The sequence below is a fragment of the Vibrio scophthalmi genome (genome assembly GCF_040869025.1).
Lineage (GTDB): Bacteria > Pseudomonadota > Gammaproteobacteria > Enterobacterales > Vibrionaceae > Vibrio > Vibrio scophthalmi.
The window spans coordinates 83,750-110,015 of the sequence record NZ_CP134271.1 but is presented as its reverse complement, the minus strand read 5'-3'; the positions used below and the strand labels follow the sequence as shown (position 1 = coordinate 110,015).

18 protein-coding genes are annotated in these 26,266 nt (G+C 44.4%); 6 read left to right on the top strand and 12 right to left on the bottom strand.

The window, feature by feature from the left end:
• Positions 1-140: 140 nt before the first annotated feature.
• The 4 genes from fabV to RJD38_RS00350 form a co-directional block, all read right to left on the bottom strand.
• A complete protein-coding gene (fabV, locus tag RJD38_RS00365) occupies positions 141-1,343 on the bottom strand; it encodes an enoyl-ACP reductase FabV (RefSeq protein ID WP_005594904.1) in 1,203 nt (400 codons plus the stop codon).
• Between the two features lie 21 nt (positions 1,344-1,364).
• Positions 1,365-1,781: a MaoC family dehydratase gene (locus tag RJD38_RS00360; protein WP_005594905.1), complete on the bottom strand. Its 417-nt coding sequence runs from the start codon at positions 1,779-1,781 to the stop codon at positions 1,365-1,367.
• A gap of 115 nt (positions 1,782-1,896) precedes the next feature.
• The gene (locus tag RJD38_RS00355; protein WP_065545222.1) at positions 1,897-3,516 is read right to left on the bottom strand and encodes an acyl CoA:acetate/3-ketoacid CoA transferase; all 1,620 of its coding nucleotides are present in this window, start codon (positions 3,514-3,516) and stop codon (positions 1,897-1,899) included.
• Between the two features lie 185 nt (positions 3,517-3,701).
• Positions 3,702-4,610 carry a LysR family transcriptional regulator gene (locus RJD38_RS00350; RefSeq protein ID WP_005594907.1) on the bottom strand — a complete coding sequence of 303 codons (909 nt, stop codon included), beginning with the start codon at positions 4,608-4,610 and terminating at the stop codon, positions 3,702-3,704.
• 317 nt (positions 4,611-4,927) lie between these two features.
• On the opposite strand from RJD38_RS00350, the gene RJD38_RS00345 reads away from it, so the two are divergent.
• A complete protein-coding gene (locus RJD38_RS00345; RefSeq protein WP_005594908.1) occupies positions 4,928-5,662 on the top strand; it encodes a beta-ketoacyl-ACP reductase in 735 nt (244 codons plus the stop codon).
• Positions 5,663-5,672: 10 nt separating this feature from the next.
• Positions 5,673-6,878 carry an acetyl-CoA C-acetyltransferase gene (locus tag RJD38_RS00340; protein ID WP_065545223.1) on the top strand — a complete coding sequence of 402 codons (1,206 nt, stop codon included), beginning with the start codon at positions 5,673-5,675 and terminating at the stop codon, positions 6,876-6,878.
• A gap of 113 nt (positions 6,879-6,991) precedes the next feature.
• On the opposite strand, the gene RJD38_RS00335 is transcribed toward RJD38_RS00340, so the two are convergent.
• The 3 genes from RJD38_RS00335 to RJD38_RS00325 all read right to left on the bottom strand — a co-directional run bounded on the left by RJD38_RS00335 (position 6,992) and on the right by RJD38_RS00325 (position 10,628).
• A complete protein-coding gene (locus tag RJD38_RS00335) occupies positions 6,992-7,891 on the bottom strand; it encodes a DnaJ C-terminal domain-containing protein (RefSeq protein WP_065430240.1) in 900 nt (299 codons plus the stop codon).
• 130 nt (positions 7,892-8,021) lie between these two features.
• A complete protein-coding gene (dnaK, locus tag RJD38_RS00330; RefSeq protein WP_065545224.1) occupies positions 8,022-9,917 on the bottom strand; it encodes a molecular chaperone DnaK in 1,896 nt (631 codons plus the stop codon).
• A gap of 291 nt (positions 9,918-10,208) precedes the next feature.
• On the bottom strand, positions 10,209-10,628 hold the full coding sequence (locus RJD38_RS00325) for an Hsp20 family protein (RefSeq protein WP_005594913.1): 420 nt from the start codon (positions 10,626-10,628) through the stop codon (positions 10,209-10,211).
• Between the two features lie 601 nt (positions 10,629-11,229).
• Between RJD38_RS00325 and hflX the strand changes: the two genes are divergently transcribed.
• On the top strand, positions 11,230-12,612 hold the full coding sequence (gene hflX, locus RJD38_RS00320) for a GTPase HflX (RefSeq protein WP_065545225.1): 1,383 nt from the start codon (positions 11,230-11,232) through the stop codon (positions 12,610-12,612).
• A gap of 67 nt (positions 12,613-12,679) precedes the next feature.
• Here the strand turns inward: hflX and RJD38_RS00315 are convergent, their stop codons facing one another.
• Together RJD38_RS00315 and RJD38_RS00310 are read right to left on the bottom strand one after the other, a co-directional pair.
• Positions 12,680-15,742 carry an efflux RND transporter permease subunit gene (locus RJD38_RS00315; RefSeq protein ID WP_065430242.1) on the bottom strand — a complete coding sequence of 1,021 codons (3,063 nt, stop codon included), beginning with the start codon at positions 15,740-15,742 and terminating at the stop codon, positions 12,680-12,682.
• A 33-nt stretch (positions 15,743-15,775) separates the two neighbouring features.
• Positions 15,776-16,834 carry an efflux RND transporter periplasmic adaptor subunit gene (locus RJD38_RS00310; protein WP_065430243.1) on the bottom strand — a complete coding sequence of 353 codons (1,059 nt, stop codon included), beginning with the start codon at positions 16,832-16,834 and terminating at the stop codon, positions 15,776-15,778.
• A gap of 439 nt (positions 16,835-17,273) precedes the next feature.
• Here RJD38_RS00310 and RJD38_RS00305 point away from each other — a divergent pair, with 439 nt between their 5' ends.
• Together RJD38_RS00305 and RJD38_RS00300 are read left to right on the top strand one after the other, a co-directional pair.
• Positions 17,274-18,521: a permease gene (locus RJD38_RS00305; protein WP_065430244.1), complete on the top strand. Its 1,248-nt coding sequence runs from the start codon at positions 17,274-17,276 to the stop codon at positions 18,519-18,521.
• A 60-nt stretch (positions 18,522-18,581) separates the two neighbouring features.
• A complete protein-coding gene (locus RJD38_RS00300; RefSeq protein ID WP_065430245.1) occupies positions 18,582-19,427 on the top strand; it encodes an SDR family NAD(P)-dependent oxidoreductase in 846 nt (281 codons plus the stop codon).
• A 52-nt stretch (positions 19,428-19,479) separates the two neighbouring features.
• Here the strand turns inward: RJD38_RS00300 and RJD38_RS00295 are convergent, their stop codons facing one another.
• Positions 19,480-20,811, bottom strand: coding sequence for an IS4 family transposase (locus tag RJD38_RS00295; protein ID WP_065430246.1), 1,332 nt, complete (start codon positions 20,809-20,811; stop codon positions 19,480-19,482).
• A gap of 149 nt (positions 20,812-20,960) precedes the next feature.
• Entirely contained in the window at positions 20,961-23,270 is a 2,310-nt protein-coding gene (locus RJD38_RS00290) for a toxin-antitoxin system YwqK family antitoxin (protein ID WP_065430247.1), read from the bottom strand.
• Between the two features lie 353 nt (positions 23,271-23,623).
• Between RJD38_RS00290 and RJD38_RS00285 the strand changes: the two genes are divergently transcribed.
• Entirely contained in the window at positions 23,624-24,376 is a 753-nt protein-coding gene (locus RJD38_RS00285; RefSeq protein WP_065430248.1) for a 5'-methylthioadenosine/adenosylhomocysteine nucleosidase, read from the top strand.
• Between the two features lie 78 nt (positions 24,377-24,454).
• Here RJD38_RS00285 and RJD38_RS00280 read toward each other — a convergent pair whose 3' ends face one another.
• Positions 24,455-26,197, bottom strand: coding sequence for a hypothetical protein (locus tag RJD38_RS00280; RefSeq protein WP_065545226.1), 1,743 nt, complete (start codon positions 26,195-26,197; stop codon positions 24,455-24,457).
• Positions 26,198-26,266: the final 69 nt, after the last annotated feature.

The window sequence follows — 26,266 nt, the reverse complement described above, 5'->3', positions numbered from 1 at the left end:
AAGTGCGGTATTATCCTGATTTTGCAAGAATGAATTGTGTGAAGTCAGTCGGATGATGTTTTTTAAGTTCTTATAAATCAATTGAATACAAATGAAGCTCTGCCGTAAAGGTAGAGCTTCCATCAATGGCTATGACGTGTTTATGGTGTTAATAATGCCAATTCTTGCATATTGACTGGCGTGGAATAATCCACCTCAGAAAAGCCAAACCCATTCAGTTGCATAAAGTCGAGCTTATAGCCTTGATAATCGCCAATTTGTTGGAAGTTATCATTATCCATTGTCGCCATCATTGCTTTGACTTCAGATTGTGTTTGCTCTTCTAATTCCCAGTCATCGATACGAATGAGACGCGCGTCATCAACAGGTACGGCAGTAAAATTACTGTAAAGACGTTGAGCGAATAAACGTTGCATTTGCTCAATACAACCCTCGTGCGTGCCTTTTTCTTTCATCACTTTAAACAGTGAAAGAATGTAAGGTGAAAATGCAGGAATAAAGACGCTGGCTTTGGTGACAAGCGCTTTACAGACAGAGACATAAGCCTCGCCACCAATGGCGCCGAGTTGCTCATTGAGTGTGTCTGCAGTGTTATGCAGGTGTGCTTTCGCGCGGCCAAGCGTGCCTTGGTGATAAATCGGGTAGGTGACCTCTGGACCAACGTAAGAGTAAGCAACGGTTTTGCATCCTTGAGCTAATACACCCGCATCAGAAAGCATGTTGATCCAACTTTGCCAATCTTCACCGCCCATCACTTTGATGGTCGCATCCAGTTCTGCCTCTGAGGCAGTCTCGACTTGCATGGTTTCAAGCGCATCCATCTCAATGTTGATGGTTGGCCCTGAAACAGGCTCACCGACGGTTTTGATGGATGAGCGCCATAACTCGCCCGTTTCTGGATTGGGACGAACACCAGTTGCTAGGCTATAAACCACCAAGTCGACTGAGCCACCAAATTCATTTTGAATGTAGTCCAAAACATCCTGGCGAGTGTGTGCAGAGAAAGCGTCACCAACAAAGTTTTTAGCAATCAAGCCCTGTTTTTCAGCTTCTTGGCGGAAGTAAATGTTGTTATACCAACCCGCAGTACCCACGCCTTTATCACTTGGGCCACGTTCAAATGATACCCCAATAGTGTCGGCATTTGAGCCGCCAAAAGCGAGGCTAATACGTGAAGCCAAACCAAAACCAGAAGATGCCCCAAGAATCAGTACTTTTTTTGGACCACCTTGGATAGCGGGAGCATTTTTTACGTAGTCGATTTGGTTTAATACCGCTTGACGGCAGCCGATAGGGTGAGCTGAACGCGCAACCACACCTTGAACAATAGGTTCAATAATCATAACAATACCTTATTTATAGAATTAGTGTTTTGGGGGCATAACGGTGGCGACGCCTTGAATCACGATTTTGTCATGTTGATTCACGCTACGGGTCGCCAACTTTGCGATGTTTTTTTCTGCGTTGATTTCGATCACTTCCACTTCTGCGCGGATGGTATCGCCAATAAAAACTGGAGCAGTAAATTTGAGCTCTTGGCCAAGATAAATCGTTCCCGGCCCCGGTAGCTGCATGCCGAGTACTGCCGATGTCAGGCCTGACACCATGATGCCGTGGGCAACGCGATTACCAAAAATGCTATTTTGACCAGCGATTTGGCTAACATGCACTGGATTGATGTCGCCACTAATGCCGCAAAAAAGCTGAATGTCAGATTCACTGATGGTTTTTTCAAAATGTGCTCGTTGACCAACAACGAGCTGTTCTATGGAGTAACTCATGGTTTCTATCTCTAAAATAACTTTGCGATACAGCCAATGTCGAAAACACGAGTGCTGCTGTATGGCAAAGCAATTTCCCTCTCACACCATTTGCGAGGCGTGAGAGGGCATAGGATTACGCTGCGACGGTTTGCTTTGATGTCACTTCAGTCGGCATTTGTGATGGTGATGACAGAGTGAGCCCCATCGGTTCATCACGGAAAATGCGTGCATCCATGGTTTTTAAATCACGGCTTATGATCGGGTTAAAGTCCATTCTAGCGAGTATGTCGCGGTCTAAATCGACGCCCGGTGCGATTTCAATCAACTCTAATGTGGTTGCACCCAAACGGAATACCGCGCGCTCAGTGATATAAAGCACGGGTTTGTGGTTACGTCTCGCAATGTCTGCTGAGAAGGTAATTTGCTGCACTTCTTTGATTAGCTTGTTGATGTGGCCATCATTGATAATCGTCAGCTCGCCGTTACCGGTTTCGATTTCAAGTTTACCTGCGGTAAATGTGCCGCAGAAAAACACCTGCTTTGCATTTTGGGTAATGTTGATGAAACCGCCACAGCCCGCAATTTTGCTACCAAACTTAGATACATTCAGGTTGCCGTGCTGGTCACATTCCGCTAATCCAAGAAAGGCTTGGTCAATACCGCCGCCATCATAAAAATCGAACATTTGGTCTTGAGTGATCACCGCTTCAGGAAAAGCCGATGCGCCAAAGCTCAAACCGCCTGCTGGTGTACCGCCGATTGCGCCTGGCTCAACTGTTGCAATCATCTGATCGGTAATGCCTTCTTCATCCGTGACCTCTGCGATCACTTCCGGTACGCCAATGCCATAATTAAGAATGGCGCCATGTTGCAGTTCCATCGCTGCGCGACGAGCGATGATTTTTTTTGCATCGAGTGGACGAGCGCTAACCGTTTGTTGATAGGATTCTCCACATCCTTTGTCTCCTCGGCCGCAGTAGGCCGGGTTCATTGGTTCCGCGAAGGTTTGCATGTGCAATGACTCTTCAGCAATCACAATCGCGTTGACGAAAATGCCCGGGATGCGCACTTGCTGAGGATCCAACTCGCCGTTTTTTACCACGCGTTTTACTTGCACAATTACCTTGCCACCCATGTTGGTGACCAATTGTGCCGCCGCGAGGTTTTCCAAAAACAGACATTCATCTTCCATGGTGACGTTGCCGTTTTCGTCTGCAGTGGTGCCGCGTAAAAGGGCAACCGTTGGGTTAAGGCGTTTGTAAAATAAGAACTCTTCGCCTTCAATTTCTATCACTGAAACACGGTCTTCAGATGTAGAGGTATTGATTTTTCCGCCACCTAAACGAGGATCAACAAAAGTGCCTAAACCAACGTGAGATAGCGTGCCAGGTTTACCAGCCGCTGAATCACGAAGTAGCTGAGCAATCACACCTTGTGGGAAGTTATAACCTTGAATTTGGTTGTCGTTGGCCAATTTTTGTAGGCGAGGAATTAATCCCCAGTGACCGCCACATGCCATGCTGACCATGCCCGGGTGCGCTAAGTGGTTTGTCGCTTTATCAACACCATCACCTTGGCCTGCGGTAAAATAGAGTTCGAGATCATTCGGTTGACCGGTCGCAAGGAAGCGTTCGCCAATGGCACGTTCAATGGCTTCTGGCACGACTGCGCCGATGAAACCGCCTAAGATCACCTTGTCACCATTTTCTATCAAAGCTGCTGCTTGTAGGGCAGTTAACACTTTTGTTTTCATTCTGCTTTCCTTCTGGAAATTTATTGTGGCCTGGGCATCGCTATCCAGAGCTAATGAAAAAAGTGTATTCATTTCTGATTAATGAAAAAATAGACAATAAAAGGAAAGATAATTGCGAATTCGGGATAATAAAAAGAGCAGCTTCAGGCTGCTCTCAATTATATGTGGCTGGGAAAAGGTGGAGGCTATTCTTGGCCAGAGATCTCTCGTACACGGCGAATAAGGTAATCTTTAAAATTAACGCAACGCATGGGCATCTGTCGGCGAGGGCGATAGTAAAGGCTAAATTCAAATTCACTGTTGGTGTATTGCTGTAACACTTGTACTAGTTGCCCATCATCAAGCTCGTCTTGGATTAGACGCACAGGTAGGTAGCTAATGCCACCGCCATTTAATGCGACGGTTTTAATAAATTGGCTATCTTCTACCTCAACGGTCTGAGAAATATTGACCGTTGTCATTTCACCATCACGTTCAAATACCCATTTGTTTCCACCCACCAAGGTTGAGGCGTATAAGCAGTTGTGACGACGCAGATCCTCGGGGTATTCGGGTTGGCCGTATTTGTTGATGTATTCAGGGGAGCAACATGCCATCAGCGGATATTTCAATAATGAACGTTTCACTAATAAGCTGTCTTTCTCTTGAAAGCCCTGATAAACCGCACTGGCGCGGATAGCAAAGTCGATTTCATCAAGGTGATCCATATCGAAAGCCGTTTCGAGAATACGGAAGGTGACATGAGGGTATTGCTGTAAATATTCTCCGACAATTTGTCCAAGGAAATCGCGTGCAAACAGAGGCGTAGAGGCGATGCGAATAATACCTCGGTCATCATTTCCTAAGTTTTGTATTTCAGTGAAAATGTCATCAATTTCACTGTTTACTTGATTGAAGCGTTCAAATAGTCGTAAACCGGCTTGGGTTGGTACCACTTTGCGTGTCGAACGTTTTAACAGGCTGATGCCCATGCTTTCTTCAAGTTCAATGATCCAGCGACTGCCTGCAGAGGCGGAAATACCGTATTGTTTTGCTGCGAGACTAAATGATCCAGTGCGTACAACATGCAGAAAATAAACAATTTTATCTAACATGATGCATCCTTAATTATTGCAAAATTCGTGTAATCACAGTTATAGCGGAACTGAAATAGAGATTAAACCGAATTTGCTCTGTTTGTTAATGCAGGTCAAAAACTCTCCGTAACATATGAGAAATAGACACTTTTAGTGGTTGATATACAAATTACACCTTCGATAGCAACCTAATATTATCCCGAATTTGCAATAGTGTTTTGTTGTTAAATCAATCTACAACTTGCAAATTAGTCCATAGAATCATTTCACCTACTGCGAAAATTTAAACTATGCCAAGACATAGTTTCGCATCCCTCCTGATTAAGGTGAAAACTATGCTTACTGACAAAATCTGTATCGTTACTGGTGGCGCTCAAGGAATTGGCCGCTGCATCGTAGAAACATTCGCGAAGCAAAATGCGGCGATGGTGTACGCTTGCGACATGAATGCTCAAGCGGCGGAAGATCTGCAAAGCCAATATGACAATGTGCGCGTGAAACAACTAAACGTCTGTGAACGTGCAGGCATTCACGCTCTTGTTGAAGAGATCATTCAAGAACATGGCAAAGTTGACGTGTTGGTTAATAACGCTGGTATTACCCGAGATAATCTACTTGATCGTATGAGCGAAGACGATTGGGACATGGTGATTAACGTCAATCTTAAAGGCGTGTTCAATATGACTCAGGCGGTTGCGCCGAGCATGATAGAAAATGGTGTCGGCTCAATCATCACCATGTCTTCTGTTGTCGGTACTGATGGCAACGTAGGCCAAAGTAACTATGGCGCAACCAAAGGTGGTGTGATTGCTATGACCAAAGGTTGGGCGAAAGAGTTTTCGCGTAAAGGCGCACAAGTGCGTGCTAACTGTGTCGCTCCGGGCTTTATCGAAACCCCAATGACGGTCGATTTGCCAGAAAAAGTGCTTGATTACATGAAAACTAAAACGCCACTTGGTCGCATGGGCAAGCCAGAAGATATTGCCAACGGCGTGTTGTTTCTTGCCAGTGATAATGCCTGCTTCATTACTGGGCAAACACTAAAAATCGACGGCGGCTTGGTGATTTAAGGAGTAACTTATGAGCAAAGTTTATATTGTAGGTGCGAAACGCACGGCTTTAGGCGCATTTGGCGGCTCTTTATCATTAGTGCCTGCGTTTGAATTAGGCGGCCATGCCATCAAGGCGGCTTTAGAACAAGCGAGCGTCTCTCCTGATTTACTGGATGAAGTGATTGTCGGTAATGTGCTAACCGCAGGCCAAGGTATGGGGCCGGGGCGTCAGGCTGCAAAATTCGCTGATGTGCCAGATTCGGTGCCTGCTTATACGCTCAATATGATTTGCGGTAGTGGCATGAAAACCGTGATGGAAGCGGCGACGAAGATCAAAGCAGGCGATGCAGACCTTGTTGTGGCGGCTGGCATGGAAAACATGTCAAGTACGCCATATTTGGTTAGTGCGCAGAACCGATTCGGCAGCAAAATGGGCAATCAACAGTTGGTTGATACCATGATCCATGATGGTTTAACGGATGCGTTCAATAGTTATCACATGGGGATGACTGCGGAAAACGTCGCTGAAAAATACCAAATTAATCGTGACAGCCAAGATGCTTTTGCTTTGCGTAGCCAGCAACGCGCCGTTGCCGCGATTGAACAAGGGCGTTTTGTCGATGAAATCGTGCCAGTGGAAGTGCATCAGCGCCGCACCACCTCACTGTTTACGCAAGATGAATACCCACGCGCAGACGCATCACTTGAGAGCCTTGGCAAGCTCAGACCTGCCTTTAAGAAAGAGGGTTCTGTCACGGCGGGTAATGCTTCGGGTATCAATGACGGTGGGGTTGCGTTTGTCGTCGCCTCTGAAAAAGCGGTCAAAGAACATGGCTTAAAACCACTGGCTGAAATTGTCAGTTACGGTCAGGGTGGTTTAGATCCTGCCTTTATGGGGTTAGGGCCTGTACCGGCAATTGAACAAGCCTTGGCAAGAGCGAACATGACGCTAGCCGATGTACAGTTGCTTGAGCTAAATGAAGCGTTTGCCGCGCAAGCTTTAGGCGTAATGCATGGCTTGAGTGAAAAATACGAGTTACCGATGAGTTGGTTCGATGATAAGACCAATGTTAACGGCGGTGCGATTGCACTAGGTCATCCACTTGGCGCATCTGGTGGCCGTATATTGACGACACTGATTTATGAAATGGAGAAGAGAGAAGTTCAATTTGGCCTGGCTTCACTCTGTATTGGCGGTGGGATGGGAACCGCTGTCCTTATCAAAAAGATCTGATTTAAACGTTAGATAAAAGCCCCCCAACAGAAACACAACTGAAATGAGCTGTTAGAGAAAAACAAAGCCACCGTAATGGTGGCTTTGTCATATCAGAACGGTGAATCGCAAGATCAAAGCGTTGCTTGGAACTGCGTTAGAATTGCTTTTTGTTCATCGGTAAGGTTGGTTGGGGTATCAACTTGGATGACCACCAATAAATCACCCGTCACGCCTTTACGGTTGGTCACGCCTTTACCGGTGATTTTAAACTTACGGCCACTTTGTGTGCCCGCTGGGATTTTCAGTTTAAAACGGCTATCTAACACATTCACTTCAGTCTCACCACCCAATGCTGCGGTGATCATATCAACATGGTTAGTGCAGATAAGGTTATCTTCATCGCGCTTTAGAAACGCGTGTGAACGGGTGGCAATTACAAGCAGTAAATCACCGGCTGGACCGCCGTTGATACCTGGGCCACCTTTGCCGCCGAAGCGAATTTTTTCACCGTCTTTGATGCCCGCTGGGATCTTAACGTTGATTTTCTTCTGTTCGCCATTAATTGGCAGTTCAACGACCTTTTCGGCACCTTGTACCGCATCGACAAAATCAACGGTAAAGGTAAATTCACGATCTTGGCCTTTTTGGGGGCGCGCTTGTCGGCCACGACCTTGAGAGAACATATCTTCAAAACCACCAAAGCCGCCACCAAAGCCACCGCCTTGTTGTCTAAATGCACCGCCAAAGATATCTTCGAAGCCACCATGACCTTGTTGAGAATGACCACCAAAACCACCATGGCTGCCATCAAAAGCGGCATGACCAAATTGATCGTATTGGCGACGTTTATCAGTGTCGGTAAGAATTTCGTAGGCTTCTTTAATTTCTTTGAATTTGTCTTCAGCCGTTGCATCCCCAGGGTTTTTGTCTGGGTGATATTTCATTGCGAGCTTTTTGTACGCTTTCTTAATATCTTTAACGTCGTCTCCTTTAGAGACGCCTAGCACGCTGTAATAATCTCGTTTGGACATGTCAGCCTCTTGCTTTATTCCTGACTAAAACTGGAAAAGGGCGTACGAGAAATCTCTTACGCCCTTAATGCCATTGCTAATATGATATCGCTCAACCACCTAAGATGGTATAGATAGTTGAGCTAAAGCGTTATTTCACTTCTTCAAATTCAGCATCAACCACATCATCATCTTTCGATTGTGAGTCATTGCCTTGAGCTTGTTGCGCTTGAGCTTGCTGTTGAGCAATCTCCATCAGTTTTTGCGCCGCTGCTGCGAGAGCTTGAACCTTGGTATCAATCGCTTCTTTGTCATCGCCCTTACGAGCCACTTCAACCTCATTGATTGCAGTTTCAATTTTTGCTTTCTCTTCAGCTGGTAGAGCTTCACCCACTTCTTCGATTTGTTTACGAGTACCGTGAATCATCTGATCCGCTTGGTTACGTGCGGTGGCTAACTCTTCGAACTTTTTGTCCGCGTCTTTGTTTGCTTCCGCTTCTTGTACCATTTTCTCAATCTCAGCATCGCTCAAACCGCCTGACGCTTGGATAGTGATTTTCTGTTCTTTGCCGGTGGTTTTATCCTTAGCAGAGACATTCAAGATACCATCAGCATCTAGGTCGAAAGTCACTTCAATTTGCGCCATACCACGTGGTGCAGGCTGAATACCTTCAAGGTTGAACTGACCAAGAGACTTGTTGAAAGTCGCTTGTTTACGCTCACCTTGCAGAACGTGAATCGTTACTGCACTTTGGTTATCTTCTGCGGTTGAGAACGTTTGGTTCGCCTTGGTTGGAATAGTGGTGTTTTTCTCAACCAATTTGGTCATTACACCGCCCATCGTCTCGATACCGAGAGAGAGTGGGGTAACATCCAATAGCAACACATCTTTTACTTCACCCGCTAGCACACCACCTTGAACGGCTGCACCCATCGCAACTGCTTCGTCAGGGTTAACATCACGGCGTGCTTCTTTACCAAAGAACTCCGCAACTTTCGCTTGTACCATTGGCATACGTGTTTGACCACCGACCAAAATCACATCGGTGATGTCGCTTACTGATAGTTTCGCATCTGCCAGAGCCACTTTAAGTGGTTCAATAGAACGCTGGACAAGATCTTCCACTAACGATTCCAATTTCGCACGAGTCACTTTGACGTTCATGTGCTTAGGACCGGTTGCGTCAGCCGTTACGTATGGCAAGTTAACATCCGTTTGTGTAGTAGAAGAAAGCTCGATTTTTGCTTTTTCTGCTGCTTCTTTTACACGTTGCATCGCCAATGGGTCAACTTTCAGGTCGATACCTTGTTCTTTTTTGAACTCATCGACTAAGTAGTTGATTAAGCGGTTATCAAAGTCTTCACCACCAAGGTGTGTATCACCGTTAGTTGCAAGAACTTCAAAGGTTTGCTCGCCTTCAACTTGGTCGATTTCGATGATCGAGATATCAAAAGTACCACCACCTAAGTCGTAAACCGCGATAGTGCGATCGCCGCCTTTTTTATCTAGGCCGTATGCCAACGCTGCTGCTGTTGGTTCGTTGATGATACGTTTTACTTCCAGACCTGCGATACGACCAGCGTCTTTGGTTGCTTGACGTTGAGCGTCGTTAAAGTAAGCCGGAACTGTAATAACAGCGCCAGTGACTTCTTCACCAAGGAAATCTTCTGCCGTTTTCTTCATTTTTTTCAGAATTTCAGCTGAAACTTGAGGCGCTGCCATTTTTTGGCCTTTCGCTTCTACCCAAGCATCACCATTGTCAGCCTTAACGATTTTGTAAGGCATGATTTCGATGTCACGCTGAACTTCTTTGTCTTCAAAACGACGACCAATCAAACGCTTAATTGCAAATAGCGTGTTGGTTGGGTTGGTTACCGCTTGGCGTTTTGCCGGTTGGCCGACCAATGTTTCCCCATCTGTGTAGGCCACAACTGAAGCTGTGGTGCGTTCACCTTCCGCGTTTTCAATTACGCGTGGTTTGTCGCCATCTAAAACAGAAACACAAGAGTTAGTTGTACCTAAGTCGATACCAATGATTTTACCCATAATAATTACCTCTGTAATTTGCATTAGTTATATTAATGCAAATTAGCTAAATTCGAATGTTGATTTTATAAGAACATAGAATGCATTTTTGCTATCACTATGCTCATTCTCAATGGAATATACTGTTGTCAATAGTGCCGATAAACAGGTGGCTACGTCATCGTATGCGACCAATTTGACTAGGGTATGAGCCCATCTTAGCCAGGGTTAAAGCGATATCTTTTACGCTTTGTCGCATGGTGTTTAACGGCAATACTGATTTATGTTCTACAAGTGTTCACTTATAAAGAACTACTTGTTGATTGCGATCTTACGTGGTTGCATTGCTTCTGGTACTTCACGTACAAGATCAATATGTAGCAAACCATTTTCCATACTTGCTGCTGATACAGTGACGTAATCAGCCAGTTGGAATTTTCGTTCAAAGTTGCGTTCAGCAATACCTTGATAAACGTAAGTTGGCTTTGTCTCGGACGCTTTGATTTCGCCGGAAACAATCAGCATATTTTCGTTTTGAGTCAGTGTTAATGCATCTTCAGAGAAACCAGCAACAGCCATAGTAATACGGTAGTTGTGCTCATCTTTCTGTTCGATGTTGTATGGTGGGTAACCAGTTTGAGATGGTTTTTTCGCACTGTTTTCTACAAGGTTAAACAGACGATCAAAACCAATGGCATGGCGGTATAGGGGAGAAATATCTACATTACGCATAATACTATCCTTCAATAATAAGCAATAGTTCTCACCGCATTTTGCGATGAGATTGAAGCCATATTCCTAAGCCTAATTTGGCTTAATAGACATACGGTTCAACAGTGAATAATCAGAAGCTAAAGCACAAACACATCAATGATGGGTAAAGCATCACTTCCAAACTGACAACTTGTTATTCCCTCTATAAGGCGAATCAAGCTGTCTACAAACTCCATCTGGCAGTTCGTGTAATCAATATATGCTTCCGGAAATTTACTGTCAACACTTTCATTAGAAAAATTAACGAATATTTTCTTTTCTCTATTAAGGGATGCGGAGCTAACGATTATCTCGCTTTAGATGAGTTGCTGGTTTGATGAGATCAGGGGGACCTGTAGTGATTGAGCTGCTTATCGCGAAGATAGCCAAGTGTTGCTTTCAAGCGGTGTCTCAACTTGCCAATGATTAACTCTTTTTATTCAGTGGGTTACCTAGAGAACCAATTTATTCTTCAATTAGTTTTTTATTTTCCTATAAAGAGAGGCGATAACAACGTAGGATCGGCGACAATTATCGATAAAGACGCAGGTCGCACAACCGTGCGCGAACATAAAGAATTATGCAGCTAACCGCCAAACCATTACAGAATAACGCCTTACTTATTTCCATCTGCACACCGCAATTTAAAGGGGTAGAGGCGAAAGAATCTCTCGCTGAATTAGCCCGCCTTGTGACGACATTAGGCTTTAACGTAGTGGGCACTCAGTCACAAAACCTTGCCTCAACTCAAAAACAAAATGTGTTAGGTGTAGGCAAAATGGCGGAGATCGCTCGCTTGACGGGGAACCGAGGCGAGATGGAAGAAGATCTCGACACCGAAGATCTGTTCGATGATGAGTCGTTTGGTGATATGGCGTTTGATGCGCCAATTTATGATGAAATGCGCTTTGACGATTTGCCATCAGAAAATTTGCCATTGTATTGTGCGGATGTGGTGGTGTTTGACTGTGATTTGAGTCCATCTCAATTACGTAACGTTGAGAACCAGTTGGGTGTTGAAGTGTTTGACCGCACTGGCATCATTATCGAGATCTTTAGTCGCCATGCGCGTACGCGTACTGCTCGTCTACAGGTTGAAATTGCCCGCCTTAACTATTTAGCACCGCGCCTACGTGAATCGACCAGCGGTAACAAAGAGCGTCAAATGGGTAAAGGTGCTGGTGAAACCACGCTGGAACTCGATCGCCGTAAAGTCCGTGATCAAATCGCAGAACTCAGACGCGAGTTGGTCAGTGTACAACATGAGTTGAAAAACCGTCGTTCTCAACGCTCAGAGCTATTCAGTGTTGCTCTGGTTGGTTACACCAACGCGGGTAAATCTTCGATGATGCGCGCATTGACGGGCAGTGAAGTGCTGGTGGAAAATAAACTGTTTGCCACGCTCGATACCACGGTACGCGCGCTGTACCCAACAACTCAACCACGTATTCTGGTTTCAGATACGGTTGGCTTTATTAAAAAGCTACCCCATGACTTAGTGGCTTCATTCCACTCGACGCTTGCAGAGGCGCATGACGCATCATTACTGCTTTATGTGGTTGATGCCTCGGATGCCACCTTCCGCACACAACTTGATGTGGTGCATGAAGTTCTTGGTGAAGTGGGTGTTGATGATATTAAAAAGCTGTTGGTTCTGAATAAATCTGACCAACTGAGTCTCGAACAGCAGCAAGCTCTGATGGAAGAGTTCCCAGATGCGATGATGACATCCACTCGCAACCCGCTTGATGTGGCTAAGCTGCACCAATACATTGTTGATTCTTCGCAGCAAGATATGATCGAAGAAGAGTTCATTATTCAGTATGACGCTCAAGGGATTATTGGTGAAATCCGCACCAGCATGAGTGTGATTAAAGAAGAATATGAATATGATCATATTAAGCTAACTGTTCGCTCAAACGCCATTGAACTGGCTCGTTTGAAAAAGCGCATGCAGAAGTAAGGAAAATAAGAGAGCCAGCAATATTGCTGGCTCTTTTTTATCCTCGTTTAAGATTCAAATATTAGTATCAACGCTCTTGAGTTTCAGTCGCTTGAATCTTGAAAAATACAGAATAGAGCAGCGGTACAATGATGAGTGTAAGCAAGGTGGCGAACGTGAGTCCAAACACCAATACGACAGACATTGATTTGAAAAACGCATCAAAATAGAGCGGTATAACGCCCAAGACAGTGGTTAATGCTCCCATCAATACTGGTCTTACACGGCTTGCTGACGCGTCTACTACCGCATCGAACCTTGCTTTACCTTCTGATATTTCGAGATCTATTTGGTCAACTAACACAATCGCATTCTTAATCAACAAACCAGACAAAGACAACAGGCCAAGAATAGCCATAAACTCCATTGGTGTCTGGGTGAGTAATAGTCCTGCGACAACGCCAACAATGGCGAGCGGCACCACCAGCCAAATAACCACAGGTTGACGCACGGTACCAAATAAGACAAATACCACTAGCACCATAGCAAGGAATCCAAGTGGAATTGTCGATGCAAGGTTTTCGTTGGATTCTTTAGAATCGCCATATTCGCCTCCCCAATCGAGTGAGTAGCCATCAGGTAAATCGATTGATTCGATGTGCGGACGTACGCGATTAAATACATCCGATGTCAACACTCCCGGGATGGGATCAGCTTGAACGATTAACTCCCAATCTCGATTTACTCGGCGAACTAAGCCATCACGCCAAACGGTTTTGTAGCCGTCAACAACTTGGTCAATCGGAATGCTTTCACCAGTGATTGAGCTGACCACTAATACGTTGCGAATGTCGTCAATGCGGGTTCGCTCATTTTCGGTTGCACGTGTAATGATCGGGATCAATTCGTCGCCTTCACGATACGCCCCAACGCTTTGACCTGAAAAATTACGTTCGAGCGCGGTGGCTAAGTCTTCGCGAGAAACCCCAATGCGTTGCGCTGCTTTTTCAGCATAAATCGGCTCAATTACTGGCACAGGCTCGCGCCAATTATCTTTGATGGAAAGTGCTTGCCCATCATTAACCATAATTTGCTTTGCTTCTTCAGCTATTGTTCTGAGTACCTTAGGATCTGGGCCGGTGAATTTTGCTTGGATCTTAGAGCCACCGCCAGGACCAAGTACAAATTTCCAAACCTTACCTTGTGCATCGGTAAATTGTTCATCGATGTAGTGTTGAATTTGCGGTAGAAGAGCATCAATTTGTTTATCACTGCCTGTTTTTACCAGTAATTGGCCATAAGATGAGTTGGCTGACTGAGGAGCGTAAACCAGCATAAAGCGTGGAGCACCACCTCCGACTGAGGATTGTATTTCTTCAACACCCTCGAGCGTGGCAACAAATTGATTAAGCTTGGCAATATCCGCTTTTGTTTCGGTAATATCGGTGCCTTCCGGTAGCCAATAATCAACCACAAACAGTGGTGTGGTTGAGGCTGGGAAGAAGCCCGGTTTTACAAAGCTAAAACCCCATACCGAAATGGCAAACAATGCGACAATACAACCAATCACTTGAGTACGTTTTTTCAGCGAGTAGACTAGAACAGACTTATAGCCTTGGCTAAAACGCCCCTCTGGTTGAGTGTTAGCTGATGTGTTTTCTGTAGGCTCTTTGAACAGCCAGTAACAAAATAGGGGCGTTAGCGTAATGGCAAATACCCAGCTATAAAGCAGAGAAATTAAAATAACCCAAAATAAATGCCCGGTGTATTCCGCCGTTGAGCCTGGAGCGAAACCAATAGGGGCAAAGGCTATGATGCCAACTAATGTGCCGCCAAGTAGTGGCCATATCGAACGTTCAACAATTTTCTTCGCAATGGCGAGTTTCGAGAAACCATTTTTGATGCCAACGAGAATCCCTTCAGTCACGACAATGGCGTTGTCCACCATCATCCCTAACGCAATGATTAATGCACCTAAAGAGATGCGGTGCATCGGAATAGAAACATAGTTCATGGTTGCTAAGGTGGCAGATATTGTCAGTAATAGAATTGCGCCAATGACCGTTGCTGATTTCATACCCATAAAAATGAACAAGGTGATGATCACAATGGCTAACGCCGCGGCGACGTTAAGAACGAAATTTTGTACAGAAGCATCAACAATCTTTGATTGGTGATAAAACTCGTGTAGTTCCATGCCGAGCGGGCGAAGGTTTAAATTGTCATCAATTGCTTGATCTATCCCTGCACCAATCTTGACAATATTGCTGCCTAAAACTCCGGAGATACCAATCGCAAGCGCTGGTTGACCATTGTAGTTGTAGATTTTCTCATCCGGCTCTTGATAGCCGCGATAAATGTGCGCAATATCTTTAAGGTAGACCAACTTGCCATTCGGCTCTGCTGCAACCAATAAATTCTTAATGGCATCAACAGAATCGATCGCATCTGTAGGGTCAATAAACAGCCGCTTAGTGCCTACTTTTACGTTACCGGCAGAAGCCATGGCATTTTGTTGTGATAGAACGTTAAGAACGTTATTGAAAGAGAGTCCCAACCGCTTGATATCACTACGAGAAAGCTCAACGTAAATGACTTCTTTCTTCGCCCCTTCAATAGTGACACGAGCAACGCCATCAACTTTTAAAATGGTACTTTGAAGTGAATCTGCGTATTTCTTTAATTCTGCATTGTCATATCCTTCGCCGGTTAGGAAATACAATAGGCCGAATACATCACCAAAATCGTCTGCTACATAAGGTTCGCCAGCACCTGGAGGCAACGAACGCTCAGCATCGCTAACCTTGTTGCGTAACTTATTCCATACCAGCTGAAGGTCTGCTCTTGTTTTAGACGCTTCGTATTTTACTTCGACGGTAATTTCAGATTTACCATGAGTTGAAACCGAGCGAATTTTCTTAACTTCTGCGAGTTGTTGAATCGATTTTTCCAATGGCTCAGTTACTTCTAACGCCACCTCATGAGGAGAAGCTCCGGGGTATTGCGTTATAACGACCGCTTCGCGAATAGTAAATTCAGGATCTTCAAATCGCGCCATGTTTTGATAGGCGTTCCAACCGCCTAATAACGTGATAAAAATGACGATAATACTGAGTACCGTCTTTTTTATCGTGAACTCTGCAATGTTCATATTAGTTACCTGCTTGTCTAACGTGGCTGCCGTTTATTTCCATTCTCTAACTGTAATGCCTTCAGAAAGTTGGCTTACACCAGCACTCACGATGGTATCGCCTTTGCTCAGTCCTTCAAGCACGGCAATAGACTCACCAATTTGCTCTTTTAAGGTAACGTGTTGTTTGGAGACCATCATAGAATCTGTATCTACCAACCATACAAAAGTGCCTTCACTGTCACTACCGACGGCATCGATTGGGATGCTGAGGTACTGTATTGACTCATTTCCGGTGACAGTAATATCCACAGAAACATTCATGCCGGGCAGAATAAGAATGTCCGTTGTTGCCTTGAAAGCAAACGTCAGGCCGTAAGTTTGAGTGGTTGGATCTGCCACAAGCGTTGCTTCTTTAAACTCCGCAGGAAAACGTTGCGAGGGAAGGGAATCAAGAGATATCCAACTTTGTGATGGCTGCCCTTCAATCATTGAATTTTGATGCAATAGAGCTAGGAACTTTCCAGGGACGTCGATTGAGGCTTCGAGTTCGCCTTCACCAATCAGTATCGCTACCGTTTGCCCGCTGGAAATCACTTGGTCTTTTTCAATAAAGGTTTGTGCGATGATTCCGTCAATCGGGGCAAAAAGGGTGGAATCATTTAGTGCTTGCTGAGCACTATCGAGTTGTACGCGCGCTAAATCACGTTCCGTTTGTTTCGCTTGTAATGAGCTTTTTGATACCGCGCCTGTTTTTGCGAGTTTTGCAATTCTTTGGTACTCATCAGAAGCGATTTGATATTGAGACTTGGCTTTACTCAATGCATTTTTAAGTTCACGTTGGTCTAGTCTAGCAATAACATCGCCTGCTTTTACAAGCATGGCTTCTTTGATTGGGAATTCGGTTACTCTTCCGGTTGTCGTGAAGCTGATTTCTTTGAGATTTTTACTTTGAATAATTCCGGGAAAGGAAGCGGTAACATTCGCTTGTTGCTCAGTGACATTAAACAGTTTTACAGGACGAATAGAATTGACGTTACTATCGATTGGCGGCTCTTCGCTACAACCTTGAATCATACCGAGTGTCGCGAGAAGTAATAAATGCGCTCTCATTAAAATATTCCTTATTTAGTCAGCGAAATCCATCTTTGATATGAACGGCATTTTTGATCGTGAGTAGATTGCGATCACAATCGGATTGGTCCATAAAAATAATAGCTGACGTAGCATGAATGCATTAGTGTTGAATTATTGGCTAACTATATAATAATTATGACTTATATGTAGCTTCCGGTGGAGATAGTGTGAGTGAATCGTGACATTTTTGTGTGCATGTGCGTGTGCAAATGAAAAATGAAGCGATGAATACCGATGCATCGAGTATTCATAAGTCCAAGTATGACGTTTATTGCATTTTGCACAGTAAAGTTCATCCGACGTCAATGGCACTCTAAATTTGCATTTATAGATTGAGTTTTCAGTAAGGCACAAAGCTTTTTGATAGGCGTACTATGCTTAGAGAGCATTTAATCGTCCTAGCAAGGAGTCACTTATGCAAAGTGATGGCGGTAATCTTCTTTTCCATATTGTTTCTGTGTTTAGCAATATGGTGTGGCAAATCTTTTGGCCGCTGGCATTTGGCCTAATGCTATCTTCATTTATTCGTCACCTTTTGCCCGTTGAAACGGTGGCGAAACATCTTGGTAAAACGAATCTAAAAAGCCTTTCGTATTCGACAGTACTTGGCATGGTCTCCTCATCCTGCTCCTATGCTGCAGCTTCTCTATCACATACCTTATTGAGTAAAAAATCGACTTTAGCCAATGCGACGGCATTTTTGGTCGCGAGCACTAATTTGATTGTTGAAATGTTTATCGTGCTGGTGGCTTTATTAGGCTGGACATTCCTATGGGGTGAAGTGCTGGGTGGACTTATTTTGATCGTGACAGTCGCGGTTCTTTTTCAGCGCTTCTATCCGAAAGAGGTTGAGACCGAGTTACGCCAACATATCGCAGCGGAGCAACCGAAAAAATCCGCAATGGCAGACTGCGGCATGGATATGTCTTCGATGAAGCATGAAGAAAGCGACTGCGGCATGGATATGTCTTCGATGAAGCATGAAGAAAGTGACTGCGGTATGGATATGCATTCGATGCCGAAGAAAGAGATGCACATTGAACCACAAGTCCCGCTGTCTCCCATGATGGAAAAAATCACCAAATCGGCAGGCTTTTTCCAAATGGATTTGTCGATGATTGGCAAAGAGATCCTGATTGGTGTTGTGGTGTCATCCCTGTTAATTGCGATAGTACCGATAGAAGGTTGGCGCATGCTATTTATTAGTAATGACGTTAATTTACCGGTGTGGTTACATTCCTTCCTTGATGTGATTATCGGTATTTTTGTCGCGGTGATTGCCTATGTTTGTTCGGTCGGTAATTTGCTGCTAGCGGCAGCACTCTGGCATGGCGGTATCTCATTTGGGGGCGTAATTGGGTTTATTCTCGCCGATGTTTTAACCATTCCAATGATGCGAGTTTACCAAAAATACTATGGTCAACGACCAGCAAGATGGATGGTAGGCTTACTGTTTGTTGCGATTCTATTTACCGGCCTGTGTGTCGATCTCATTTTTAATGGGCTTAATATTGATGCAACGGCGCAAGGCTTACGCACCATCAATCAAGACGGATTTGGTTGGAACTTTACCACCATCATGAATTTGATTTTTATCCCGCTTTCTATTTGGTATTACCGCTTAGGTAAAAGCGCCAATGCAGGCATGGGAATGAATATGTAGCCTCGTTGCTAGCACATAATCGACCAATTATGGCTCAACGATATTGAGTGAGGAATTTGTATGTCATCAGTGATCAATAATAATCAAAACCAAAATGAATTCGACAATAAAATTGCTTTGGTATTGGCAGGAGCACAAGGCATAGGCCGTGCTTGTAGTCTGCTTTTAGCCGCGAAAGGTGCCAAGGTTTATGTTGCAGACTGGGATTTAGATTTAGCCAGTGCAACAGCGCGTGAAATCAATACGCGCAGTCGTAATGATGGTGAAAGTGGGCGTGCGGTTGGAGTATTTTTTAATGCTTTTGAGAATGATACTTACGCGAGCTTAATTGATTCTATTCTCGAACAAGAGGGGAGAATTGATGTTTTGATCAATAACTTTGGTGGTGTTGATTTGCGTCAAGATAGGGATTTAGCACATACCGAAGTGACCAGCTGGGAGAAGAACATTCTCGCCAATATCAACAGCGTGTTTATTCCTTCAAAAGCAGTGATCCCAACCATGGTGAAGCAGGGGGGCGGTGCGATTGTTAATATCTCTTCACTCTCCTCATTAAGCGCTGAAATGTCGAGTATTGCTTACGGTACTTCGAAAAACGCGATTAATCACATGACGCGCCAAATCGCGATTCAATATGCGAGTTTTGGTATTCGCTGCAATGCGGTATTGCCGGGTATGATTGCGACCGATGCGGTAAAGAAAAATCTCACCACCGAGTACATTGATCACTTCCTCGCCACACAACCGATTAAACGCATGGGTGAGCCGGATGATATCGCTAATGCCGTGAGCTTTTTAGCCAGTGATAAAGCGAGCTTTATTACTGGGGTCTGCTTGCCGGTAACCGGGGGAATGGATATCGCAACTTCACGCTATTATTTTGATGCCGATAAGGTTCAGTTCTAGCGATTACGTTTGACGAGAGAAAACAAAAAGAGCTCGATGAGAGTAATGCCAGTCAGTTAAGCTGACTGGCATTTTTTCTATTTGTCGCATATTTCTTGGGTTTCAGTTTCACCCAACGAGGATAATTTCTATCGTCTCTTCGGGGTGGTAGGATAAACATGGATATTTGCTGTAGTAGCACTTCATAGTGTTTAGGGAGTTTCCCTGGACTCGTTAAAGGTAAAGCTGCAAAGTATTGAGTCACAGCCATGGCACTACTCGTAAAGCTTAATTGGTTCGGCCAAACGCTATCTAAATTACTCGCTGCCTTTGTCATAACCTGCCTTATAAGGTTATAGGCTAACAAAATCCCCCAGAGCTCCTGTCTAACCATATCTGGGCGCTTACTTCGCAATGTATATTCACTATCAAGCAAGGTTTGCTTCATTTCTCTATAGCCTAATTCGATTTCCCAGCGATAGCGATAGAGCTCTACAATGTCTTCTCCAGGAAAGCGCAACCCATCACGCATTGAGGTAAGAACCTGATACTCCTTACCTTTGATGACTTTCGATACCAACCTTGCTTCTATTATTTCAGGCAGGTCACTGAATTTCTTCCTTGCCTGAGGTGATGTTTTTATAGCAACGATAGCATCACTCTGGCTGTATTTATGGACAACGTCATACTGAAAGTCTTTTCTCACAGGGAGCATCCAATGCCTTTCTTGACCGACTTTGTTCCAGCGATTAAGCAGTCCTAAAGAGTAATATCCTTTGTCAAAAATAGTCAGTGATTGATCTGGCGTTTGTTCAATAAGCTCTTCTGCGAGACGCATTTCGCTGGTGCGATAGTCAGAGAATGCACTATCGATTAGCTGATGACTTGTAAGCTCCATCAAGCAAACCATACGGATCTTAGGGTAAATATTCTCAGATGATTGATTGCACTGCGCTTTAAACTCTTGATGATTTTCGGGTGTATCTGTCGTTCTCCAAACGACACCATCGACGGATAGAAGGTTTAGTCCACACCAAGTTTCGAAGTTAGACGACTGATAGCTGTGCGCAGCCATCTTCTTAAAGACTTGCTTTACACCTTCTTCGCCTAATCTCTGTCTCGCTTGAACAACAGCACTTGGTGCAACAAAACGTCGTTTGTCTGGCAGGACAATATCGAGTTGGTTAGCAATATCCCAAACAGATTGTTGACGAAAGAGACTCATTCCAACAACGGACCAAAGTACGGCTTCTAAAGGTAACCGTCTTCTTCTAACGGTTGCGACACCAGCTTGCTCAAAACCTTGCTGGATAAGCTCTGGACTAAGAATGTCAGAGTATTTATCAAAGTGGTGGAAGGTATTACACGACCGAAAAGTATTGGCAAGTTGGCTTTCTAAAGACATAAAAAATCCGATATTAGTTTCCTAATATCGGATTTTGAAGCCTTTTGAGGATCGGTCAAATGATCTCACAAATTTCTTAACTGATCGGCATTACTCGATGAGAGCTCTTTTTATTCATTGATTACCGGCTCAACCACCACAAAAATCGTTTAGTGGTGCTCGGTTTTGATTAACTTGCCGAATTGATCGTAATAAACCCAATCTCCAGATTGTCGGTTACTGATGTAGCTGCCTTCACTGCGTTTTTCACCATTTGGCCAATAGCTGAGCCAAAGTCCTTCTTTGCGTTCACGTAGATAACGGCCTTTTTCTGCCAGTTTTCCGTTGGTATGAAAGTAGCTCGCTTCGCCTTCTTTTTGTCCTTTTAACCATTGCTCTTGGTATTCTTGTTTGCCCGTTTGGTAATACTGAGTAAGCAGGCCGTTGAGTTTGCCTTTCTCAAATTGAGCGTGCTGTTTGAGTTGACCATTAGCGTAATACTCACGATGTTCGCCATGTTGCTGGCCGGCTAATAATTCACTACTAAATGATTGCATGCCGTCTTCAAACCAACCTTGCCACAGGCCAGTTTGTACATTTTTAATCATTTCACCTTGGCGCTTTAATTGGCCATTGGTGACATAGTATTCCGCGTAAGGTCCGGTTTGAACGCCTTTTACGTAACTTTCACTGCGATAACGGATCTGTTTAAAGTCAAAATACTCACGTTTTCCGTGTAACTTATTGTTGGCATATTCACTGGTACGGAGAATATTGCCTTCCGCGATAGTGCCAAAGGTAGGATCGCTTTCTTGGTAGCGATAGCCTGTCCAGACGCCGGTTTTCATATTATCTTGATAGAGACCGGTCACGCGGCGGCGGCCGTTATAATACTCGGCGTATTCGCCATTTAACTTGCCGTCTAGGTAGGTTTGTTTACGAGTGACTAGCCCTTGATTGTACGCCAGCCATTCGCCATTTTTTTTGCCTTCAATGTATTCACCGGTTTCACTCGGGTCTCCGTTGCCAAACCAGCGAGCATAATGACCATGAAATTTCGCTCGATAGGTGTTCTCATCGACCGTTGAAGCATAGTGAATCACTTCACGTGGCAAGCCTGTTTCATAGAAAGATTCATATTTACCTATCCAAACACTATTGAGACGCGTACCGCGCTCTTTCAGCGTACCGTCGGCAAAGTAGCTTTCAGAGCGACCAGTCTGTTTACCGTGTTCGTAATGATCAATGCTGCGCAGTTTATCGGTCGCATAGTAGCGAGTTTGCTTACCGTGGCGTTCACCTGCGAGCCAGTTTTCCTCACTCTCCATTTCTCCTTGGCGATAGCGAGTGAATAAACCATCTTTAACACCTTGCTTGAAATTGCCTTTTTCCACCAATCGGCCTTCAGAATCATACTGCTCTTGAATGCCGTGGAGTGGATATTGACCGTTATCGGCCAGTATGGTGGTGTGGTAATTGGTCAGTTGTTTTAGCTTTCCGTCGTCAAAATAGCTCTTTTGTTCCCCGGCCAGTGTGCCCAGTTTGAAATTGCTCTCAGCAATAACCACCTGATCCGCATTATAGATAACTTGTAGACCATCAAGCTGTCCATCTTGGTAGTGCTCTTTTTCATAGAGGTGACCGTTTTCGTGATAGCGTAGTGATTCGCCATCCAGGTGGTTGTTCTTATAGGTTGCCTGCTGAGCAAGTTGTCCACTAGGAAAGTAGGAGAGTGCTTTGCCGTTGTGTATGCCAGCTTCAAAATGAATTTCACTATTCGGAGTGCCGTCATCATAGAAGCTTCGCCAAGCCCCTTGTCGTTCGCCTTGGGTATTGTATTCGCCTTCAACGATAATTTTCCCGGCGCTATTTTGCTCAAGGTAACGGCCTGAAAGATGGTTGTTGGCGTACTCTTGACGTAAGGCGACCGTACCGTTTTCATGGTAGGTTTCCCACACGCCGTGGCGAAGATTATCCAAATAGGTTTCTATTGCTTGTCGTTTACCACTGGCAAAAAAACGTTCTACTTGTACTTTTTGCCCCTCTTTATAGAGGGTTGTTTGATCGATAGTACCTTGAAGATTGTATTGCTCCCAAACGCCATCGGGCACCCCTTGACGGTAGTGCTGCTTTTCACTTAGGTTGCCACTGCTATCAAACAACTGCCATTGACCATCTTGATAACCTTGCACATATTGCCCATCCAGCAGTTTTTGGTTATTAGGTAGAAATACCTGCCAGCGACCATTGGGCACACCTTGGGAAAATTGGCCTACGGTGTAGCCTTGGTTATCTCGGACAATCGTGACGTCGCCGTTTAATGTCATTCCGTTGGCGATACTGTAGTAGAAGCTAATTCCATCTTGTTGACGGATTTCTATCATCAAAGATGAGATGTTTTGTGAGGCCTGTGCGCTAACGCTGGTTAAAGAGGCGCTGGTCAGCGCGGCAGTCGTTATGATTGCTTGATAAAAATGCATGCAGATCCTTGGATGCGATGTAGGCAATAACTGGTGGCGATCAGATCTCGCAAGTGATTGTTCATTAACGATTCGTTAATAGCCATCTGTTTTGTAGGTGTAACTTAATTGAAGGCTTATTTAGCGGATATCGACATTGCTTTCCAGCATTGCTTGTAGGGTTTGAGACTTTGATCATCTATCCATCCTCAATCCTGAATTGATGACCGTCATTAAACGTGGCAAGCGATATGTAATTGATTCTTACTCAGTGAGATTGGTTATTTGCGCAAACGATTGCTTTTGTCGTTTGCCAAGGTATACTCCGCGCCGCATCACAGTTTGGTGATGCGTATTATATGTTCAGGATCAGTATGTTTAAGAAATCATTGGCCGCAATGCTTGCTGTTTGCGCATTGCCTTCGGCAGCATCAACCATTGGTATTGTTGGCGCTATGGATGTTGAAGTAGAAGCGCTATTGCCAAAAATTGAAAATCAACAAGTAAAACAGATTGGTAGCCATACTTTTTATACCGGAGAAATCGAAGGTAAAGAGGTCATTGTGACTAAATCTGGGGTAGGCAAAGTCAACGCGGCGATGACCACCACCTTGCTCATTCAATCGTTTGGTGTTGAGCAACTGATTTTTACCGGCATTGCGGGTGCAAGCGAGCCAAAACTTGATCCTCTTGATGTTGTGATCTCAACCAGCCTTGTGCAGCACGATGTCGACTTAACCATGTTTGGCAAGCCTAAAGGTGAGTTGCCAGAGTATGAAGACCGCCTGTTCTACGCGGATAAAAACCTACAAAAATATGCGTTTGATGCAGCGGTAGACGAGTTAGGTAAAGAGAGTGTCTATCAAGGTATTATTGCTTCGGGTGACCAGTTCATTGCTAACAAAGAGATTGTGACCGGGATTTATAAAGAATTTAATGCCATGGCAGTAGAGATGGAAGGTGCTGCGTTGGGGCAGGTAGCGGATGCGTTTAACGTTCCTTACGTGGTTATTCGTACCATCTCCGATAAAGCGGATGGCTCAGCCGAAGTGGTTTACAGCGATTTGAAAAAAGCGACGGCCGATAACTCAGCCAAGATTACATTGAATATGCTCAAACGTATGTAATTGAACTTCAAATGAATGCACTGCTTGAGTGCATTCATTTATCGCGTTCGTTAGGCCTACAGATGACTTATTTATCGGTTAGATGACAGGTAAGTCTGTAGGTAAGCTTTTGATAAAATTATGATATTTGAACTTATGTCGTAGGCTATGTCCATATAACTGATCAATTAACGGTAGTGTATGTTGAGTATGGAAGCGGCCAAACTGAGCAATATCAATGATGTTTAAATATCGGTTCACTAATGGTAAATAGCGGATGTTATGCGCCGCTAAACTCAAAACCATATCAGATAGCGCGGCTTTATTTTCACTACTTATTAATGTGGATGCGTACGGATAAGCGCAGAAATTCTCGATTATTTGCCCCATCATGTTAGCCGCACCTGAGAGTTTTATCGCCATAGCGCAAAAATCAGCTTCTGAGCGCTGGCTACCATCTTGATCTTCAATCAGCCACTCAAGACGAATACCTTTGACGTGATCTTCTAAGCAAGCGGTTCGTTGTTGCATTTCTTGAAGCCCCTCTAACACGCACTCGGGCAAGGCGAGATAGTCAATTTCAATGACGTTAATGCCATCACGGGTATAGGACATTCTGAATGCATCACTCATCTCTACTTCAGCTTGTTTCGCTTTTTGATAGGTGACAGTTTGTTGTGCCAGCTCGTTATCGCTAGGTTTAACTTCAGCAATATCAACAATCTTGATATCACAGTTGATGACAGCTAATTGATGATGGTTTAACAGCTGTAAGTGATAATTATATTGGTTAAACGCCACTTGATTGAGCGGATTTGGTTGTTCAGACTCCTCACTTTCTTGCGTCGGCATGACTAGGGGAGACATGCCGATCAACTGATAATCTTGTTGGCGAGGACTAAAATAAAGCTTACGTAAAGTGCCATCAGTCCAGCACGACCAGCACGCATCCTCTTGATCACTAAAGCGAATGCCTTTCAGCGTTTCCACCCATTCTTCAAGGGCATCCTCTACGTCATCATCATCGAGCTCCTCGTCAGCATAATAATCTTGGAGAGTTTGGCGTACTTCATCATCCAGTATCTGCTCAGTGTCATTGCCAAACCAACGAACAGTTTTAATCCACAGTGTATTAAAGTTGTTTAAATCGACCAGTTGCAACTGAAAACCCAGTTGGAGATCCCCTTTATTTTCTTGGCATGGCAGTGTGTCGAAGAAAGGAAGCAGGGCAATATCGCGCTCAGGACAGAGCGCAAGCATATTGCGAGTTTGATACATTCCCGCCGCAGGGAGGGAGTCGAGGAGGTGATGGTTAGCCTCTCCAGTGACAGGGTTAATAACCCAAAATCCTTGTGTTCTTTTGTGTAGTTTGTCGCTGTATTCTTGATAGAACAAAAAGCTGCCATCACGACGGCGATGCAGTTGCTGTATATCAAGATATTCTGGCAATTGAACTTGCGCAATAAGTTGCCAATTTTTTAGGTTCCAACCATACAATCGGTCGCCCTGCTCATCATCTATTTTTGCTGCAGCGGCATACCAGAACTCTTGTTTCGTTTTATCTAGCCAACCTTTGCCGCCGTGAATACCCATTACCGGTAAAGTGGTCACTAGAGTCAAATCACCCTGAATAGAACCTTTATGAATTCGTCCAGTTGTCGTTGCGACGACAAACTCATCATCGTTATAAAATTCGGCTAGGCTGATGTTGCTTTCACGCTGTAATTCACCCAGATCACGTTGCCAATGCAATTCATTACGTCCGTTTGGCAAAGGAGAAAGCAGTTGTAGTTCAAGGCGATGTGGTTCACTTGAGATATTCAGTATATAAGGCGTTGTCATCAATCATTCCATGGAATCGGTAGCAAATAATTTTAACCACTGAAATAGACATGAGTGTTTCATTGAATG